The 19,030-nt window shown below is 47.6% G+C and carries 15 protein-coding genes; 9 read left to right on the forward strand and 6 right to left on the reverse strand.

From position 1 onward, the window contains the following. Positions 1-57: 57 nt before the first annotated feature. On the forward strand, positions 58-1,488 hold the full coding sequence (locus HMPREF1212_RS17310; RefSeq protein WP_046150466.1) for a RagB/SusD family nutrient uptake outer membrane protein: 1,431 nt from the start codon (positions 58-60) through the stop codon (positions 1,486-1,488). A 243-nt stretch (positions 1,489-1,731) separates the two neighbouring features. Here HMPREF1212_RS17310 and HMPREF1212_RS17315 read toward each other — a convergent pair whose 3' ends face one another. Genes HMPREF1212_RS17315 through HMPREF1212_RS17330 form a run of 4 tightly spaced genes read right to left on the reverse strand, consistent with a single transcriptional unit; the run spans position 1,732 to position 5,837 of the window. Continuing rightward, positions 1,732-2,523 carry a gluconate 5-dehydrogenase gene (locus tag HMPREF1212_RS17315; protein WP_046150467.1) on the reverse strand — a complete coding sequence of 264 codons (792 nt, stop codon included), beginning with the start codon at positions 2,521-2,523 and terminating at the stop codon, positions 1,732-1,734. Between the two features lie 12 nt (positions 2,524-2,535). Beyond that, entirely contained in the window at positions 2,536-3,378 is an 843-nt protein-coding gene (gene kduI, locus HMPREF1212_RS17320; RefSeq protein ID WP_046150468.1) for a 5-dehydro-4-deoxy-D-glucuronate isomerase, read from the reverse strand. A gap of 26 nt (positions 3,379-3,404) precedes the next feature. Then, entirely contained in the window at positions 3,405-4,628 is a 1,224-nt protein-coding gene (locus HMPREF1212_RS17325; protein WP_046150469.1) for a DUF2264 domain-containing protein, read from the reverse strand. Between the two features lie 6 nt (positions 4,629-4,634). Continuing rightward, positions 4,635-5,837, reverse strand: coding sequence for a glycoside hydrolase family 88 protein (locus tag HMPREF1212_RS17330; RefSeq protein WP_046150470.1), 1,203 nt, complete (start codon positions 5,835-5,837; stop codon positions 4,635-4,637). Positions 5,838-6,163: 326 nt separating this feature from the next. Here HMPREF1212_RS17330 and pstC point away from each other — a divergent pair, with 326 nt between their 5' ends. From pstC to HMPREF1212_RS17355, 5 genes are all read left to right on the forward strand, one after another. Then, on the forward strand, positions 6,164-7,351 hold the full coding sequence (gene pstC, locus HMPREF1212_RS17335) for a phosphate ABC transporter permease subunit PstC (protein ID WP_046150471.1): 1,188 nt from the start codon (positions 6,164-6,166) through the stop codon (positions 7,349-7,351). 7 nt (positions 7,352-7,358) lie between these two features. Beyond that, on the forward strand, positions 7,359-8,246 hold the full coding sequence (gene pstA, locus HMPREF1212_RS17340) for a phosphate ABC transporter permease PstA (protein WP_044193827.1): 888 nt from the start codon (positions 7,359-7,361) through the stop codon (positions 8,244-8,246). Positions 8,247-8,289: 43 nt separating this feature from the next. Then, the gene (pstB, locus tag HMPREF1212_RS17345; RefSeq protein WP_046150472.1) at positions 8,290-9,042 is read left to right on the forward strand and encodes a phosphate ABC transporter ATP-binding protein PstB; all 753 of its coding nucleotides are present in this window, start codon (positions 8,290-8,292) and stop codon (positions 9,040-9,042) included. A 28-nt stretch (positions 9,043-9,070) separates the two neighbouring features. Beyond that, positions 9,071-9,745 (forward strand): phosphate signaling complex protein PhoU, encoded by a 675-nt coding sequence (gene phoU / locus HMPREF1212_RS17350; RefSeq protein ID WP_046150473.1) that lies wholly within the window; start codon positions 9,071-9,073, stop codon positions 9,743-9,745. 209 nt (positions 9,746-9,954) lie between these two features. Then, complete coding sequence (locus HMPREF1212_RS17355; RefSeq protein WP_046150474.1) at positions 9,955-11,052, forward strand: porin; 1,098 nt, start codon at positions 9,955-9,957, stop codon at positions 11,050-11,052. Here the strand turns inward: HMPREF1212_RS17355 and HMPREF1212_RS17360 are convergent. Together HMPREF1212_RS17360 and HMPREF1212_RS17365 are read right to left on the reverse strand one after the other, a co-directional pair. Next, the gene (locus tag HMPREF1212_RS17360; RefSeq protein WP_232430192.1) at positions 11,049-13,463 is read right to left on the reverse strand and encodes a glycoside hydrolase family 95 protein; all 2,415 of its coding nucleotides are present in this window, start codon (positions 13,461-13,463) and stop codon (positions 11,049-11,051) included. The two genes, HMPREF1212_RS17355 and HMPREF1212_RS17360, sit on opposite strands and share 4 nt — an antisense overlap. Before the next feature lie 83 nt (positions 13,464-13,546). Then, the gene (locus HMPREF1212_RS17365; RefSeq protein WP_046150476.1) at positions 13,547-15,394 is read right to left on the reverse strand and encodes an ABC transporter ATP-binding protein; all 1,848 of its coding nucleotides are present in this window, start codon (positions 15,392-15,394) and stop codon (positions 13,547-13,549) included. A gap of 111 nt (positions 15,395-15,505) precedes the next feature. Here HMPREF1212_RS17365 and HMPREF1212_RS17370 point away from each other — a divergent pair, with 111 nt between their 5' ends. The 3 genes from HMPREF1212_RS17370 (at position 15,506) to HMPREF1212_RS17380 (ending at position 18,976) form a co-directional block, all read left to right on the forward strand. Continuing rightward, on the forward strand, positions 15,506-15,997 hold the full coding sequence (locus HMPREF1212_RS17370; RefSeq protein WP_046150477.1) for a radical SAM-associated putative lipoprotein: 492 nt from the start codon (positions 15,506-15,508) through the stop codon (positions 15,995-15,997). Positions 15,998-16,095: 98 nt separating this feature from the next. Further along, positions 16,096-17,166: a TIGR04133 family radical SAM/SPASM protein gene (locus tag HMPREF1212_RS17375; protein ID WP_046150478.1), complete on the forward strand. Its 1,071-nt coding sequence runs from the start codon at positions 16,096-16,098 to the stop codon at positions 17,164-17,166. Between the two features lie 46 nt (positions 17,167-17,212). Then, positions 17,213-18,976, forward strand: coding sequence for a DUF4091 domain-containing protein (locus HMPREF1212_RS17380; protein ID WP_046150479.1), 1,764 nt, complete (start codon positions 17,213-17,215; stop codon positions 18,974-18,976). The last annotated feature ends 54 nt before the right edge of the window (positions 18,977-19,030 follow it).

Here is a 19,030-nt window from a genome sequence, read left to right on the forward strand (position 1 = left end):
TACCGAATCGTGTAGTGAGTTTAGGTATTAATGTAACATTCTAAAATCGATCAAGCAATGAAAAAAATAATTTATTCCATTATATTAGGCACATCTCTGCTAATTACTTCGGGATGCAGCGAGGATTATCTGGAAAGGGTTCCGACTAACAGTGTTACAGACGAGAGTCTGTTCTCTACTGTGAACGGTGCGGAAACAGCACTTAACGGCATTCACCGTTCTACCTACGCGTACTATGACAATCATGGACGATTTGGTCAGAAATCCATCGATATCATTATAGACTTTATGGCGGATGACTACCTGCAACTGGAACGTGGATACGGTTGGTTCGTAGCTTGGTATCAATATCTGAATAGCCGGAATATTAATTCTGCTGACTTGGAATTCGCCTGGTCTTATTACTATGATATCATAGATAATACAAATATACTTCTTGCAAATATAGATGAGGCTTCCGATGCAGCTTTAAATGAAAGCCTTGTTAAGAATATAAAAGGGCAGGCATTCGCTTACCGGGCTTATTCATATTGGCAGTTAGTGCAAATGTTTGCCAATCGGTATGATTATAACGGGAATAATACCCAGCTAGGGGTTCCTTTGGTGTTGGACAATAGCGGAGAATCCAAACCACGATCCACAGTAGCAGCTGTATATGAGCAAATTTTCAGTGATATCGATCAAGCTATTACATTATTGACTGAGTCGGATGAATCCCGCCCGAATAAATCCCATATCAATTTGAATGTAGCACAAGGCCTGAAAGCCCGTTTTGCTTTGACAACCGGTGATTGGGTAACCGCTGCCGATATGGCACATAAGGCACGTCAAGGTTATGCCCTGACAAGTAATTATAAAAATGGCTGGAACGATGCCAATGACAGCGAATGGATCTGGGGAGCTGTACTGATCGATGAGCAACAGACCAGTTACGCCTCTTTCTTTTCGCATGTGGATCCGGATTTCGGAGGATATGCATCCATGGGTAGCTTTAAGTTAGGCAGTACGGAAATCATCGACTATATGGCTGATAGCGACCAACGCAAACAGCTATTCGATGAAGATCGCATCGGTTATAAATTTACCGGTTTCGGAGAGTGGACGAACGATTATATCTACATGAAATCGGGAGAAATGTATCTGATCGAAGCGGAAGCATTAGCACGACAGAATAGAGATACGGAAGCGCAGGATGTTATTTACGAGCTGACTAAAAACCGCGATCCGGAAGCTCAGAAACCGACTGTTACGGGAGAGGCTTTGATCCAGCATATTTTAATGGAACGTCGTTGCGATCTGTGGGGAGACGGTTTCCGCCTGTTCGATATCAAACGTTTGAATATCGCTATGGACAGACGCAACAAAGGACACAATGAAACGTTCTGGGACAAGGCTGGTTATTTTGAAGCAGGAGCAAAAGAGCTTCTGTTCCTGATACCGAAACAGGAAATGGACGCTAATCCGTTGATGGAGCAAAATCCGTTGTAAGCAAATGGAAAAGCACCAATTGTAGGAGCATTAATTAAAACCTATACATACGATAAATAGACACACGTTTATCGGAAAGCCAGGATTTGTAGCGATACAGACCTGGCTTGCTCTATATTTGCTTAACCTGTTATATATCGTATCCATAGAAAATAAAATTCCTTCCGAAAGAGATATGAATTTCTCCCGGAAGGAATTTTTTATTCCGATAAATACTGTAATAGCTTTTACCAGGTTATTTTATTACGGTTGCTTTCCAATATAAGCCAGGATACCACCATCTACATATAATACATGTCCGTTTACAAAGTCCGACGCATCTGACGCCAGGAACACAGCCGGACCCATCAAATCTTCCGGAGTTCCCCAACGGGCAGCCGGTGTCTTTGCAATGATAAACGAATCGAACGGATGGCGCGAACCGTCAGGCTGGATTTCGCGGAGCGGAGCAGTCTGCGGAGTGGCGATATAACCCGGGCCGATACCATTACACTGGATGTTATATTGACCGTATTCGGAAGCGATATTACGTGTCAGCATCTTTAAACCACCTTTAGCAGCCGCATAAGCAGAAACTGTTTCACGTCCCAGCTCGCTCATCATCGAACAGATATTGATGATCTTTCCGTGACCTTTCTTGATCATAGAAGGGATAACAGCTTTAGAAACGATGAACGGAGCATTTAAATCCACATCGATTACCTGGCGGAATTCGGCAGCAGACATTTCATGCATCGGAATGCGTTTGATGATACCGGCATTGTTCACCAGGATATCGATCACACCCACTTCCTGCTCGATCTGGGCAACCATTGCATTTACCTGCTCTTCGTTGGTTACGTCGCAAACATAACCTTTTGCTTCGATACCTTCCGCTTTGTAAGCAGCCAGACCTTTATCCACCAGTTCCTGTTTGATGTCGTTGAAGACAATCTTTGCTCCGGCCTGCGCAAAAGCAGAAGCCAATGCAAAACCAATACCGTAAGAAGCACCTGTTACAAGAGCTACTTTACCTTCTAATGAGAAATTTACCATGTTAGTATTCGATTATTTTAAGTCCGTAATTTTAGAAAAATCCTGATCGCCGTAATCCAGGTTCTCGCCACCCATTCCCCAGATAAAGGTATAATTATGTGTAGCAGCGGCACTGTGGATAGACCATTCAGGAGATAAAACAGCCTGATCGCCTTTCATCCAGATATGACGTGTCTCGTCTACCTCACCCATAAAGTGGCAGATAGCCTGATCTTCGGGAATATCGAAATAGAAATAAGCTTCCATACGGCGGCTGTGAACATGAGCCGGCATTGTGTTCCATACACTACCCGGTTTCAGTTCGGTCATACCCATCTGCAACTGGCAGGTCGGCAATACCTGGTTAACGATCATCTTGTTGATGTTACGGTCGTTCGACATTTCCAGCGAGCCCATAGCAGCGACAACGGCATCCGCTTTCGTTACTTTCTTATCCGGATAATTACGGTGAGCCGTAGTGGAGTTGAAATAGAACTTAGCCGGATTCTTTGCATCCTTGCTTTCGAAAGTCACTTCGCGGTCGCCCGAACCCAGGTAAAGAGCTTCTTTAAAGTCCAGTTCGAAAGTGGCATCACCAGCCTTTACAATACCGGGGCCACCGACATTGAAAAGACCCATTTCGCGACGAGTCAGGAAATAAGGAGCTTTCAGCGGGTCGATCGCTTCGAGTTGGAGCACTTCGCCTACCGGCATTGCACCGCCCACGATCATACGGTCGTACATAGAATAAACCATATTTACTTCATTCGGCGCAAACACTGTTTCGATCAGGAAATCCCGGCGAATACGTTTGGTATCATATTGCTTGGCATCTTCCGGATGCGCAGCATAACGCAATTCATAATTTGTTTTCATTCTGATTCTATTTATTTTGTTACTATTTACTTCAATGCATGATCAGCCTTTACATCACTTTCCCCGTTCCAGGCACGAAGATTCGTCCATTCGGTATAAGGAGCCGACCAAAATTCGTCTGTTGCCGGCAGTCCCAAAGGTAACAGGCCTACCGCACAAAGATATACACTTCCCGTATTTATATAAGACTCCGACATATCAATTTGTTCACCGGTGAAACCGACACGCAGCCAACCGTTTGCATCGAAGTTCTTCGGTGATTTCATCACATTGCGGATCACGGCAGTCATACCGCAACGAACCTGGGCCGGTTTTACCCGTTCAGGCAGGATGTGCATCAGACTGGCTTGTGCCAACGCATGGAAAGCTCCGAAACGGTATACGATAGAACGACCCACCACCGGGAAAGTTCCTTCCGGTGAAATAAAACGTTCTAGTTGTTCTGCATAGCGTGTATGACGGGACAACTGTGTTTCGGCAAAATCAGCCCCTTCGAGGTTATGTTTCTTCATGATCAGCAGGACATCTGTCAGCATCGGATGGATAACGAAGCTGTTATAATAATCCATGTGGAAAGCAGGGCCGTCGCCATACAACGCATCGCCTTTATACCATTCGTCACGGAATTTCTTCACACCATACGTCAGACGATCCATATCGCATTCGCCTGTAAATTCAAGCAGGGCTGCCTCAACTGTGGAAGCAAACAAAAGCCAGTTATTCTCCCACGGTTTGATGCCACGGCTACGTTTCAGTTCCGTGATCATCCATTCTTTCGCCTGCGGATCCAGGTTTCCCCACAACTGTTTCGGAGCACGGAGTAATCCCTGTGCCAGAAAAGCGGCATCCACCAACGGCTGATAAGGTTTACCGAAGACCAGATAGTCGGGAGACTCCGGATTAACGGCATTCTTCAATCCCTTCACGGTCAGTTTGATATATTTATCACGCAATTTTCCTTCCGGTGTATTATCAGGGCCCAGCTCCAACCAGGGAGCAATACCGCATACCAGGCGCCCGACTGCTTCCAGGTGGGAAAAATCGCTTCTGTCTTTCGACAGGGATTCGTAAGGCATATTCTTTTTCAGCGTATTGTTACTCAGGTTTGTCAATACCGGGTCGGCAATACGGGTTAAAGTTTCCACCCAGAAAGCCCGATCCTGCGTACCATCCTGCTGTGCCTTTCCAGTGAGGGAGAAACACAGGCAGCATACTAAAATAGCTGTTGTTTTTAATAATAGATTAGTCATGGAATATTATTTTTCGGTCAGTTTCTTTAAACGCATCAATGCTTCTACATAATAATAATCGGCGTAGCTCAACGGAACATCCACTTCGCTGTTTCCGGGGAAATGGCCGGTAGAATGCATCAGGGCAAAATTACAGTTCGTCCCTTTCGCTGCCAGATATTCGGGAGTTGTCAACGAGCGAACCTGCTGTTCGGCAAAATCCAGATAACTCTTTGCACTCTCGCTCTTATCCAACTGGCTCAACTCGATCAGGGCTGAAGCCATAATAGCGGCAGCCGAAGCATCTCTCGGAACATCAGGAATACCCGGAGCGTCGAAGTCCCAGTACGGTACCTTATCAGCCGGCATATTCGGATGGTTCATGATAAAGACAGCGATATGCTTGGCCTGATCCAGATATTCCGGTTTACCGGTTTCGCGATACATCATAGTAAATCCATACAACGCCCATGCCTGACCGCGAGCCCATGCCGATTCGTCGGCTGCTCCCTGATGGGTTTGTTTCTTATGGGGGACACCTGTTATCGTATCGTAAGAAACCACATGATAGCAACTGTAGTCATCACGGAAATGGTTGTTCAGTGTTTTATCGGCATGAGAGATAGCCATCTTACGAAAACGGTCGTCGCCGGAAGCTTTCGAAGCCCAGCTAAAGAACTCCAGGTTCATCATGTTATCGATAATAACCGGGAATTGCCAGATCTTTTTATTGAAATCCCATGAGCGGATCGCTCCTACCCGTTCGTCAAAACGAGTTGCCAGCGAGTTTGCACCTGTCAGCATCACATCTTTATATTCCGGTTTGCCGGTCAGGCGATAGCCATTACCGTAACTGCAATAAAGCATAAAGCCGACATCATGGCTATAAGTGATATTCTTCACTTCTTCCACCCGGTCGGTATACATCTCCGCATATTTCTTTAATTCGGGAGTCGGATTGTTTTCGTAGAGATACCACAGTTCTCCCGGGAAGAAACCGCTACACCACCAGGAATAGTCGCTGGTTTCAAGCGTTCCTTCTTTATTGATTGCTTTAGGAAGACGCCCTTCCTGGTTTTCGAGGTCTTTAGCCATCAGAATAGCTTGTTCGGTTGAAGCCTTCAGACCACGGTCGATAACGTCGGCTATAGGCTCTTGTTTGGGCTGCGAATCACAGGCTGATAAAAGTAATGTGACCGCAAACACGCCACACGAGAGTAATTTGTTCATGATAAAAATAGGTTATTAAGTTTTTAAGTTTGTGGCAAATATACAGGTTTATATTCTAAAAAACCACAACATCTATCGAAAAAGCTTCGTGTTATCGAACAGCCCCTTCTCTACTTACTAAAACAGAAGTCCTTTACTTACTAAGTAATCCTTCGTCTACTCGATAAGTAGAGTATCTAACTACTTAGTAAGCAAGCCGGGGTCTACTTAGTAAGCAGGCTTTGTAATACATTTGCAATATCAATGTAATATTTACTTCAAACCGCCTTAACCCGTTCTTAATACATGTTACCTTACTTTGCACTCAGAACAAACAGATAAATGACGTGAGAAAGTTTTTTGAAAAAATTGTAGAAGGAGGGCTATTGATCAGCGGGAGTGTGACCAGCTTCACGATCCTGTTGATTGTCTTTTTTCTTTTTAAAGAAGCATCCGGCCTTTTCAGTAGTCCGGTTGTTGAAGAAGGATATGTACTTGCGGTAAATAAGGGGAACGATGTGAGCCATCTGTCGCCGGAAACGATCATGGATATTTTCGATGCTAAAATAACCAACTGGAAAGAGGTGAACGGCAAAGATGAAGAGATCCTGGTTTTCCGCTTTTCCGACCTGACCCAGTATTACAGCGAAGAAGAACTGGGAGATGAATTCCAGTATGTTCCCGAAAAAATCAGTGAACTGGTTGGTAAAGAGCCGGGGATAATCGCTTTCTTCCCTCAGCAATACCTGGCTGACCCTTTTGCCGGAACCGTCCTTCCCGAAGAAAAAATCTCACTCTCCGACTTCTTTGCCGGAACGAAATGGTATCCGACATCCGCCCCCGCTCCTATCTTCGGATTGATCCCGCTGTTGTTGGGAACATTGCTGGTAAGCATCGGGGCGATCGTCCTTTCATTGCCTTTCGGTATGGCGGTAGCTATCTATTTGGCAGAAATAGCCAATAAGCGAACCCGCGAAATATTAAAACCGGTCATCGAACTGCTGGCAGGTATTCCGTCTGTGGTGTACGGTTTCTTCGGGCTGGTCGTCATTGTCCCGCTGATACAAAAAGGGCTGAACCTTCCGGTCGGTGAAACGGCTTTTGCCGGCAGTGTCGTATTGGCTATCATGGCATTACCGACCATCATTACCGTCGCGGAGGATGCGATGCGGACTACCCCACGGGCAATGAAAGAAGCAAGCCTGGCTTTGGGAGCGACGCAATGGCAGACGATCTATAAAGTCATTATCCCCTATTCCATTTCCGGTATCACGTCGGCAGTCGTTTTAGGTATCGGACGCGCTATCGGCGAGACAATGGCCGTACTGATGGTAACAGGAAATGCGGCGGTTATTCCGACTTCCTTCTTTAAACCCGTGCGAACCATTCCCGCCACGATCGCAGCCGAACTGGGAGAAGCCCCTGCCGGTGGAGCCCATTATCAGGCGTTGTTCCTGCTGGGAGCTGTTTTGTTCATCATCACACTGGTATTAAGTATCACGGTTGAATATATTTCATCCAAAAGAAAAATCTAAATAAGCTATGGCACCTATTCTGAAACTAGGCAATATCGATACGAAGAAGCGGACTTCACAAAAGGTGGCGTTCGGTCTGTTCACCCTTCTCAGCTATCTGGTTGTTGTTATTCTTTTCCTTATCCTCGGATTTATCATCATAAACGGAGGAAAAGTAATCAGTTGGGATTTCCTGACAAAGGCTCCCGCAGAAGGAATGACAGCCGGCGGTATTTATCCGGCCATTGTCGGAACACTTTACCTCGTACTGGGCAGTAGCCTGATCAGTTTCCCGATCGGGATCATGAGCGGTATTTATATGAATGAATACGCTACGAACGGCAAACTGACCCGCTTTATCCGCATCATGACCAACAATCTGAGCGGCGTGCCTTCGGTCGTGTTCGGTTTGTTCGGTATGTCGTTGTTCGTTGTCACCCTGGGATGGGGCGACTCGATCATTGCGGGTTCATTCACGCTGGCACTGATGTCGTTGCCGTTGATCATCCGTACGACGGAGGAAGCGCTGAAAAGTATCGACGACTCTTTCCGTCACGGGAGCCTGGCACTGGGGGCAACCAAGTTACAGACCATCCGCCGGGTGGTACTGCCGATGGCTTTCCCCAATATCATTACCGGGTTGATCCTGTCGGTCGGACGCGTATCGGGCGAAACGGCTCCTATCCTGTTTACCGTTGCCGCCTATTTCCTGCCGCAACTCCCGGAGAGCATCTTCGACCAGTGTATGGCGTTGCCTTACCATTTGTATGTCATTTCAACCAGTGGTACGGATATCGAAGCTTCCCGTGGGATGGCTTACGGAACGGCACTGGTTCTGATCGCGATCGTGTTAGTCGTAAACCTGCTGGCAAATGCCCTGAGAAAGTATTTTGCCAAGAAGGTAAAAATGAACTAACCGGTTATCACACGCAATAACAATAAAATAACAAGTAAGAATTATGATAAAGATTGATGCCCGGAACGTAGATTTCTATTATGGCGACTTTCATGCATTAAAGAATATCTCGATGCAAATCGAAGCAAACACCTCGGTTGCCTTTATCGGCCCGTCGGGTTGTGGCAAGTCAACATTCCTGCGTTTATTCAACCGTATGAATGACCTGATCCCCGATACCCGGATGACCGGTACTATCCTGATAGACAACCGTAACATCTATGAAAAAGGAGAAAAGGTGGATCAGCTCCGCAAGAATGTAGGTATGGTATTCCAGAAACCGAACCCTTTCCCTAAAACGATCTTCGAGAACGTTGCTTACGGACTGCGTGTAAACGGTATAAATGACAACGAGTATATCGAAGAGACAGTGGTCAAGACACTGAAGCAGGTGGTTCTCTGGGACGAAGTGAAAGACAAGCTGAAAGAATCGGCTTTCGCCCTGTCAGGCGGACAGCAGCAGCGTTTGTGCATCGCCCGTGCGCTGGCTATCTCTCCATCCATCCTGCTGATGGACGAACCGACTTCCGCCCTCGACCCGATCTCTACCAGCAAGATCGAGGAACTGATACATGAGCTGAAGAATGAATACACGATCGTTATCGTTACACACAATATGCAACAGGCAGCCCGTGTCAGCGACAAAACGGGTTACTTCTATCTGGGCGAACTGATCGAGTTCGACAATACGCGCAAGATATTTACCAATCCGGAGAAAGAGTCGACCCAGAATTATATCACGGGACGTTTCGGATAAACAGTATTAAGAGGAAATAACAGAATATATGAAAGTGATAGATCAGGAGATAGCCTCCTTAAAAAACAGTATCAGCGAAATGTGGGCCTTGGTTCACCAACAGTTATACAATGCCGGGGAAGCGATGCTGACCGGAGATAAAGAACTGGCTTATAAAGTGATCAGCCGCGAACGCCGTGTAAATGCATTCGAACTGAAAATAGACAGCGACTGCGAAGATATCATCGCCCTCTACGCTCCCGTCGCCGTCGACCTGCGTTTTGTACTGGCCATGTACAAGATCAACACGAACCTGGAACGCCTGGGTGACTTTGCCGAGAGCATTGCCCGTTTCGCCGGGAACCTGCCGGACGGAGCCCCCGTCGATCCGAAACTGATAAAAGAAACGCGGGTGGAAGAAATGTTGCAGGAACTGCTCAGTATGCTCACGTTGAGCCAGGAAGCCTTCGAGAAAGAGAGTTCGGAGATCGCTTCACGCATCTTCCTCAAAGACAACCTGATCGATGAGATCAACCATAACTCGACAAAGATCATTGCCGACTACATAGAAAATCATCCCGGAAGCGCATTGGTAGGCCTTTACATGGCAGGCGTAATCCGTAAGATGGAACGTTTCGGCGACCATTGTACGAATATCGCCGAAGAATTAATCTTCTATCTGGATGCTAAAGTAATGAAGCATATCGGAAAAACGGAGAACTAAACACTTATTTACAAGTATTCGGCATAACGACTCACCGGCATCCCCAAAAACCTGTTCGAGCCTGCCTACCTAAAAAGTGTTTCATTCTAGTGAAACAGTTGTTCCATATAGGTGAAACACTTGTTTCATTAGTATGAAACACTTTTAATGACACGAAAGAAAATTTCTTTGTACCTTTGCACCGCAAATCAACAAACAGACAAAGATTCATGAAACGACTATTGGCACTTTGCCTGGCCGCTTTTTGGGCAGGAACTACTTTTACCGCTTCTTCACAAAAGCCATTGATCCCGAACAATACGGAAGTTTTCAAATTATTCTTAGAGACCCATGGATCTTATAACGAAGCACTTTCCGGCGAAGCGGAAAGGGACCGTTTTCTGCTGAATGATTTCAAGGTGGAAGCAACGGGGACTGTTACTCCCTGGCTTTCTTATGCTTACCGCCAGGTACTTTGCTACCAGAACGAATGGGTACGCGCCAACGGCTTCGGCTCCTATATCGAAAATGCCTGGGTAAACTTCCGGTTATCGGATAAGTTTTCTGTGACAGCCGGTAAGCAGGATGCCGCCTGGGGAGGGTTCGAATACGACGAGTATGCTTATAAGATATACGATTACAGCGATATGAACGAGTGGATGGATTGCTATTTCACCGGTGTCGGTATCAGTTATGAGCCCAGTGAAACCCAGGAAGTCTGCTTCCAGGTAACGAACGGCAACGATAACCGCAAGAAATCCCCTTCCTTCTATAACATCGGATGGAACAGCAGTTACCTGGACGAGTTGTTATCCCTCCGCTACTCCGTTACAGCCGGGCAACAGGCCAAAGGGGAATGGATGTGGATGGCGTGGGCCGGGCAGCAGGTTGAATCGGGCAAGTTCCTGGGATATTTCGATGTGATGTACACACGCGGCAAATCCGATCCTGTCGGTATCCTGGCCGAACAGTTCGAGCCGGAGGACGAAGAAACGGGTTCATGGATTGCCAATACGGGTTACCTCTCGCTGGTAGCCCGCCTGAACTACAACATTCATCCGAAATGGAATCTTTTCGTCAAAGGGATGTATGAAACGGCTTCCGTTTACAAGGCGAACGGCCCCTACGAATCAGGGAAATACCGTACCGCCTGGGGATACCAGGGAGGAGTCGAGTTCTACCCGATGGGCGACGATAACCTGCACCTCTTCCTCAGCGGCACCGGACGGGCCTACAGCCTGACAGAAAGAGCAAAGGCGCTCGATGCCTTCTCTGAAAACACCGGACGCCTTTCTGTAGGATTTGTTTATAAGATACCTCTGTTCTAAAATTGTAGCAACAACGAATCCCCTTCCTTCATATCGACTGTCAGCATTCCGTCGATAACAGGCAGGGATACGGCTTTCTGGTTCATCTTAATACCCATATATTCGGAGTATGCCGGCAACTTGATACTGAACGTTCCGGGAACGACAGCTTTCAGTCCGGCTTCCGTCAACCGGCCTTCCGACCATTTGGCTGAAACTTCACCACCACCCTGTACTTTCAGACCTTTAAAGCTACCGGTCTGCCAGGCAGAAGGCAAGGCAGGCAGTAATTCGATCCGTCCGGTCTGGCTTTGTACCAGCATTTCGGCAATACCCGCACAACCACCATAATTACCATCGATCTGGAACGGCGGATGCGCACAGAACAGGTTCGGATAAGAACCGCCGCCATTCACCATATTGGTTGTCTTTTCCACACAGGGACGAAGCAGGTCTACCAACAGTTTATACGCATGATCGCCGTCATGCAGACGCGCCCAGAAATTAATCTTCCAAGCCATCGACCAGCCGGTACTCTTGTCGCCACGCACTTCGAGTGTCTTGCGGGCAGCTTCCGCCAGTTCGGGTGTATGTTCTACTGAGATTTCATTTCCCGGATAAAGGCCATACAGGTGGGAAACATGGCGGTGGGTCGGCTCTGCCTCTTCATACGGTTCGAGCCATTCGAGGATACGGCCATCCTTTCCGATCGTTGTCGGCATCAGGCGCGAACGTTTGTCGGCCAGTTCCTGGCAGAAAGCGGTGTCTACACCTAATATAGTGGCGGCTTCTATGGTATTGGTAAACAGTTCGCGGACGATCTGGTTATCCATTGTCGATCCGGCGCAGATACTTACCACCTTACCATTCGGCATACGATAGCCGTTTTCCGGAGAAGTGGTAGGGGCTGTGACCAGATAGTTGTTCCTCGGATCACGTACCAGCATATCGGTAAAGAAAAGAGCGGCTCCTTTCATCACCGGATAGACCTCTTTCAGATATTCTTTATCTTTCGTATATTGATAATGCGTGAACAGATGCTCACAAAGCCAGGCTGCGGATGTATTGGTTGCTCCCCACGACGGATGTTCGCCCGGTGCGGTAAACTCCCAGACATTCCCCAAAATATGTGTCACCCAGCCACGGGCGTTATAGAATACTTTGGCTGTGCGTTCACCGCTGGCAACCTGTTGCTTTGTCCACTCGATCATCGGCAGATGTAATTCCGACAAATTGGTGACTTCCGCCGGCCAGTGGTTCATCTGGAAATTGATGTTGAGGTGATAATCGCCGTTCCAGGGCGTATCGATCGTGTTACACCATAAACCCTGCAAGTTGGGAGGTAGCGAACCCGGACGGGTAGATGAGATCAGCAAATAACGTCCGAACTGGAAGTAAAGAGCGCCCAGAGAAGGATCGTTCTGATCTTCCTGGAATGCTTGTAAACGCTTATCAATCGGCATGTTGTCTCTTTCAGAATATCCCAGATCCAAGTCTACCCGGTCGAACAAGGCACGGTAGGCATTGATATGTTCTTTCCTTAATGTCGGATAATCCTTTCTTTCGGACTCTGCCAATAGAGAGAATATCTGGTCTTCGAAACCTTCGTTCTTATAGCTTGTTGCCATGCTCACCAACAGGATAGCTTCAGAGGCATTCTGAACGGTCAACGAGCTGTCGCCTGCTGTTAGGGAACCGCCTTTAGGCAGGACAATACGCACACGCGCCTGATATTTAATGCCTTTCATTTCAAGGGTATCGACGCCATCGAACAGCTGGCCTTGCATCAGCAGGTCTTTGCCGTCGGTCGATACGGAATAATATTCGGGGCGGTTCATTCCTACGCTAAAGTTCAACGCCTTATCCGCATCCGCCATCAGATGGACGATCCCCAGGTCACCGGAGAAAGAGGTGAATGCTTCGCGGCTATAATTCACTTTTCCCTTGCGGAAGGTTGTTGAAGCGATGGCATCACCGAGGTTCAATTCGCGGCGATAGGCGGCAATAGAATCGGAAGCATCGTTATAGGAATAGTCCAGCACCAGATTTCCAAGCAACTGATAACTGCCGTAAGGTACTTTGGCCCCCTGGCCTTGTCCGCTACCGGCACCACCGCAAACAAACGTACGGTACATCAACTCCTGGGCTTCATCATTCCGTCCTTCAAAAAGCAGACGGCGAATAGTTGCCAGCGACATGACAGCCTGCGGATTATCCGTATCCTGCTTGCTTCCCGACCACATGGATATTTCATTCAACAGGACATTTTCCTGACCGACCCCGCCATCGGGCATCATTCCTAGCCGTCCATTTCCCAGCGGCAACGTTTCTTCCCAGATACGGGCAGGTTCATCAAAATGATAAGCGAGTTTATTGCCGGTCTTTATATCCGGCATGTCGCAGGCTGCCAGCAGAAGTAACAAGACAGCCATATAGGGACGGAAAATGTTTCGCCCTATCTCTTTTAATCGAATTGAGTTCATAGTATTATAATAAAAATTGTATTTCAGCCAGATCAGAAACTTTGCATATCACAGAGTCTCTTGTAATAACCGTCCAACGCCAGGAGTTCCTCATGACGGCCGCGTTCCACAATCTCTCCTTCGTGCATCACGCAGATCTCGTCGGCATTGCGGATGGTGGAAAGGCGGTGGGCAATCACAACGGTTGTCCTGTTACGCATCAGGTTCTCGAGGGCGTCCTGCACCAGGCGTTCCGACTCGGTATCCAGTGCCGAGGTCGCTTCATCCAGGATCAGGATCGGCGGGTTCTTCAGGATGGCACGGGCGATACTGATACGTTGGCGTTGTCCGCCGGACAGTTTGCCGCCACGGTCGCCGATATTCGTATTATAGCCTTCTTCGCTCGCCATGATAAATTCATGGGCATTCGCTATGCGGGCTGCTTCCTGTACCTGTTCCAAAGTAGCTCCTTCCACTCCGAAAGAGATATTATTGAAGAAGGTGTCGTTAAACAGGATCGCTTCCTGGTTTACATTACCCATCAGGCTGCGGAGATCGTAGAGAGTAGCTTCCCGGAGATCCGTATCATCGATCGTGATAGAACCTTCAGTTACGTCATAAAAGCGGGGTAACAAATCCACCAGCGTACTCTTTCCCGAACCGGACTGTCCGACAAGCGCCACCGTTTTTCCTTTGGGAATAGTCAGGTCGATCCCTTTCAAAACCCAATCATGCTGATACTTAAACCAGACGTTATTATATTTAATATGTTTATTCAGTTCGATCTTCTTAGGTTCAACCGGATCTTTAATATCACTTTCCGCTTTCAGTATCTTATCGATACGATCCATAGAAGCCAATCCTTTCTGGATTGCATATACCGATTTACTTAAGTCTTTGGCCGGGTTTATAATGCTGTAAAAGATAACCAGATAGTAAATAAAGGTAGATGCATCTATCGAGCTATTGTTACTCAGGATAAGCGTACCGCCATACCAAAGGACGATCGCAATCGTTGCCGTCCCTAGAAACTCGCTCATCGGATGAGCCATCTGTTGCCGGCGGTAAATACGGTTGGTGGTACGACGGAACTCGTCGTTGCTGTTCTCAAAATGTGTCTGTATCTTCTTTTCTGCATTGAATGCTTTGATAATACGCAAGCCGCCCAAGGTCTCTTCTATCTGGCTCATCAAGCCACCCCACATTTGTTGCCCTTCCAGTGATTTGCGTTTCAGCTTCTTTCCGACCTGCCCCATGATATATCCGGCAACAGGGAGCAGGATCAGGACAAATACGGTCAGCTGCCAACTGATCACGATCATACCGATCAGATAGATAATGATCAGGATAGGGTTCTTGAACAACATATCCAGCGAACTCATGATAGAAGCTTCCACCTCATTCACATCCCCGGATACACGGGCGATGATATCCCCTTTACGTTCTTCCGAGAAAAAGCCTAAAGAGAGTTCGGTTATTTTCTTATTGATCCGATTACGTATGTCCCTGACTACTCCTGTACGGATCGGTATCATGGTGAAGAAAGCCAGATACATGGTAGCCACTTTCAGGAAGGTTGCCACGATCAGGAAAGCGCCCAATATGATCAGGGTGAACGATCCCCCGTCTGTCTCTATCATGTCGCTTACAAACCAGAAGAAATTGTTCTTGATCAGTTCTGGAGTCGCTTTCCAGCTTTCCCACGTCCAGGGGTCGAATACCCAGTCTTTGTAGGTATAAATTTCATCGTTCAGCTTGAAAAGTATATTAAGTATCGGTATGATCAGTGCAAAGGAGAAAAGATTCAATATGGCTGATAATATATTGAAGACAATATTCAGTGCCATATATCTCTTATAGGGAGGCACAAAACGCCTCAGTATACGCAGAAAATCTTTCATGTTTATTTAGTCGATTGGATTTGGCGCGCAAGTTACTCATAAAAAACAGGTGGTGCAACGTTTCGCCTTATCTTTGCATCTAATAGATATAAAACAACAAACAAATACATTATGGATAAAACATATCGTTTCTACCTATCGGTCTCCAATAGGATATTGGCCGGGTTACTCGCGCTTTTAGGTTTTTCAAATACCTCCTGCAGTCCTGTAGATGAATACGGAAGTCCCTATGCTACCTACGAAATAAAAGGGAAAGTCGTCAACGAAAAAGGAACAGCCATTCCTGATATGCAAGTGATCATCCCTGCACCGGATGCAGACAACGAAGAAGACCAGTTCATGTATCGCGACACACTATTAACTAACAGTACCGGTGAATTTAACAAACAGCTTGAAGTCGGTTCTTTCGGGGAAGATGTCACATTCAAAATAGCCACCAAAGACATTGATGGAGAAGCGAACGGCGGCTTATTTGAAGATACCGTAACCGAAGTTGCTTTCAAAAAGGAAGATCTGAAAGGAGGAGATGGTAACTGGTATGCAGGTAATGCCAAGAAAGATGTAACCATCACGATGAAAAGAGATCCTTTGGTCTGTGACTGAAGTAAGGACTCCCTGCATTATTTAAAGAACCATTGGGAAGCATAAATAATATTTAATATCTTTGCATATACACGCTAATAGAAAAAGATAACATTATAATGGATAAACGTCCCGGATTTCGTAAACGCATCGCCCTGGAGCTCTTCCGCAGTATCCGGAAGAACCGGGCCAAGCTACACGAACTACGCACACTCTTTTGGGAATGTACGCTTCGTTGCAACGCTTCCTGCCGCCATTGCGGTAGCGATTGCCATGTGTCGGCTGGCATGAAAGATATGCCGATGGAAGATTTTCTGAAAGTTGTAGACGATATCACTCCTTATGTAGAGCCTAATAAAGTACTGGTGATATTCACCGGAGGGGAAGCCCTCGTCCGTAAAGACATCGAAGTATGCGGTATGGAACTGTACCGTCGGGGTTATCCCTGGGGCATCGTCTCCAACGGGTTATTAATGACGCGCGAACGGCTGGATTCGTTACTGGCTTCCGGCCTGCACTCGGCAACGATCAGCCTCGACGGTTTCGAGGAAGCGCACAACTGGTTGCGACGCCATCCGAAGAGCTTCGAGAATGCGGTAAACGCCATCTGTATGCTGGCGGAAGAAAAAGAGATTGTCTGGGACGTGGTTACCTGCGTGAACCAGCAGAACTTCAAAGACCTGAAACTGTTCAAAGAGTTCCTGGTCGAGATGGGCGTAAAAAGGTGGCGCCTGTTCACCATCTTCCCCGTCGGACGGGCTGCCGAAGTGCCGGAACTGCAACTCAGCAACGAACAGTTCACCTGGATGCTGAACTTTATCCGTTACTGCCGCAAAGAAGGACAAATCCACGCCAGCTACGGTTGCGAGGGATTCCTGGGTAATTATGAAGCCGAAGTACGCGACTCGATCTTCCAGTGCAACGCCGGGATCAATACGGCTTCGGTGCTGGCTGACGGAAGTATTTCGGGCTGTCCGAGCATCCGCGCCAATTTCCATCAGGGGAATATCTACAAAGATAAATTCATCGACGTATGGAATAATGAGTTCAAACCCTACCGCAACCGCGAATGGACACGCAAGGGACAATGCGCCGACTGTAAAATGTTCAGGTACTGCGAGGGGAACGGCATGCATCTGTATGACGACGAGGGCAATTTATTATTCAGCCATTATAACAGGATCGTATAATTTTTATATCTTTATCCCCCGATAAAACTTTTTAAACAGTATATACATGAAAAACTCTCTTATTCTCTGCGCCTTGCTCACGCTCGGCCCGGTTTGTTACGCGCAGCAATCTGTCAACAACCCTGTCACAGATTACACCGAACTGACCGACACCAAGCCACACGATAGTGAGGCTGTATGGAATAAAATAACAACTCCGACGCAATTAAGCTGGGCCAGTACCGACGTACGTTACCCAAAGTTGAGTATCCCCCAAGTGACTAAGAACTCCCGCTGGCAAGGCAAAGCCTGGAAAGGCGAACGTGTCAATGCACAGGCTGTGTTGTGGACAACCAACGACCTGTCGGATGCAACCATCACGGTCAGCGACCTGAAAAACGGTTCCGCCGTCATCCCGTCATCTGCCATCACGACGAACTTTGTGCGCTACGTCATGACCGACGAGCTGAACAAAGACCGTAAAGGCGGTTGCGGACATCGCGAAAACAAAGCGGAATGGGACTCTTCCGTCGTTGCCGACGTACTGGACATTGTAAAGATACGCGACATCGCCGCCCGTACCACACAGCCGATCTGGATGAACGTATGGGTACCGTCGGATGCACGTGCCGGAAAATACAGAGGAACTCTGACCGTTGAAGGTAAGAACTTCCAGCCGATGAAGTTGCAGGTCGAGATAGATGTACTGAACCGTACGCTGCCGGAACCGAAAGACTGGAAATTCCATCTGGACTTGTGGCAGAACCCGTACTCTGTTGCCCGCTACTACAACGTTCCTCTCTGGAGCAAAGAACATTTCGACCTGATGCGTCCGGTCATGAAGATGTTGGCGAACGCCGGACAACGTGCCATCACCACCAGCATCATGCACAAACCCTGGGCCGGACAGACGGAAGATCATTACGACAGTATGGTGTTCCGCATGAAGAAGCTCGACGGTAGCTGGGAATTCGATTATACGGTATTCGACAAATGGGTGGAATTCATGATGAACGAAGTGGGTATCAATGACCTGATCAGTTGCTACACCATGATCCCATGGGCGCTTAGCTTCGACTATTTCGACCAGGCCACCAATCGCGTCCTGTTTATCGAAGCCAAACCGGGTGATGCGGCTTATGCCGACTACTGGGGCTCTTTCCTAAAAGATTTCTCCCGCCACCTGCGTGAAAAAGGTTGGTTCGAAAAGACCGCTATCTCTATGGACGAACGTCCGTTAGAAGCGATGCAGGAAGCCATCAAGGTGATCAAGCAGGCTGACCCTGAATTCAAGATCACGCTGGCCGGCAACTATCATAAAGAGATACAAGGCGACCTGTATTACCTGAGTATCCCGTACGGCCACAAATTCCCGGAAGATGTGAAAGCCGAACGCGACCGCAAAGGCCAGATCAGCACGGTTTATACCTGTTGTTCGGAAGCTTTCCCGAATACGTTTACCTTCTCCGATCCGGCCGAAGCACCGTGGACAATCGTGCATGCCGTTGCCGGAGGTTACGACGGTTACCTGCGTTGGGCTGTCAACAGCTGGACGGCCGATCCGTTGCGCGACTCCCGTTTCCGTACCTGGGCTGCCGGCGACACATACAGTATCTATCCGGGCCCGCGTAGCTCGATCCGTTTCGAACGTCTGGTAGAAGGTCTTCAGGATGCCGAAAAGATCCGTATCCTTCGCGAAGAGTTGAAAGGCGGTAAACTGGACAAGCTGAACAAAACGGTTGCCATGTTTACGCCGGAAGGATTGGCCGAGACACAGAAGTCGGCTACCGAGATGGTGAATGAGTTGGGTAAGGTGTTGAATTCGTTCTGATACAACATTTACTGATATAGAAAAACGCTGATCGTTTATTTTCAATAAATAAAT

It is taken from the genome of Parabacteroides sp. HGS0025, assembly GCF_000969845.1.
Taxonomy (GTDB): domain Bacteria; phylum Bacteroidota; class Bacteroidia; order Bacteroidales; family Tannerellaceae; genus Parabacteroides; species Parabacteroides gordonii.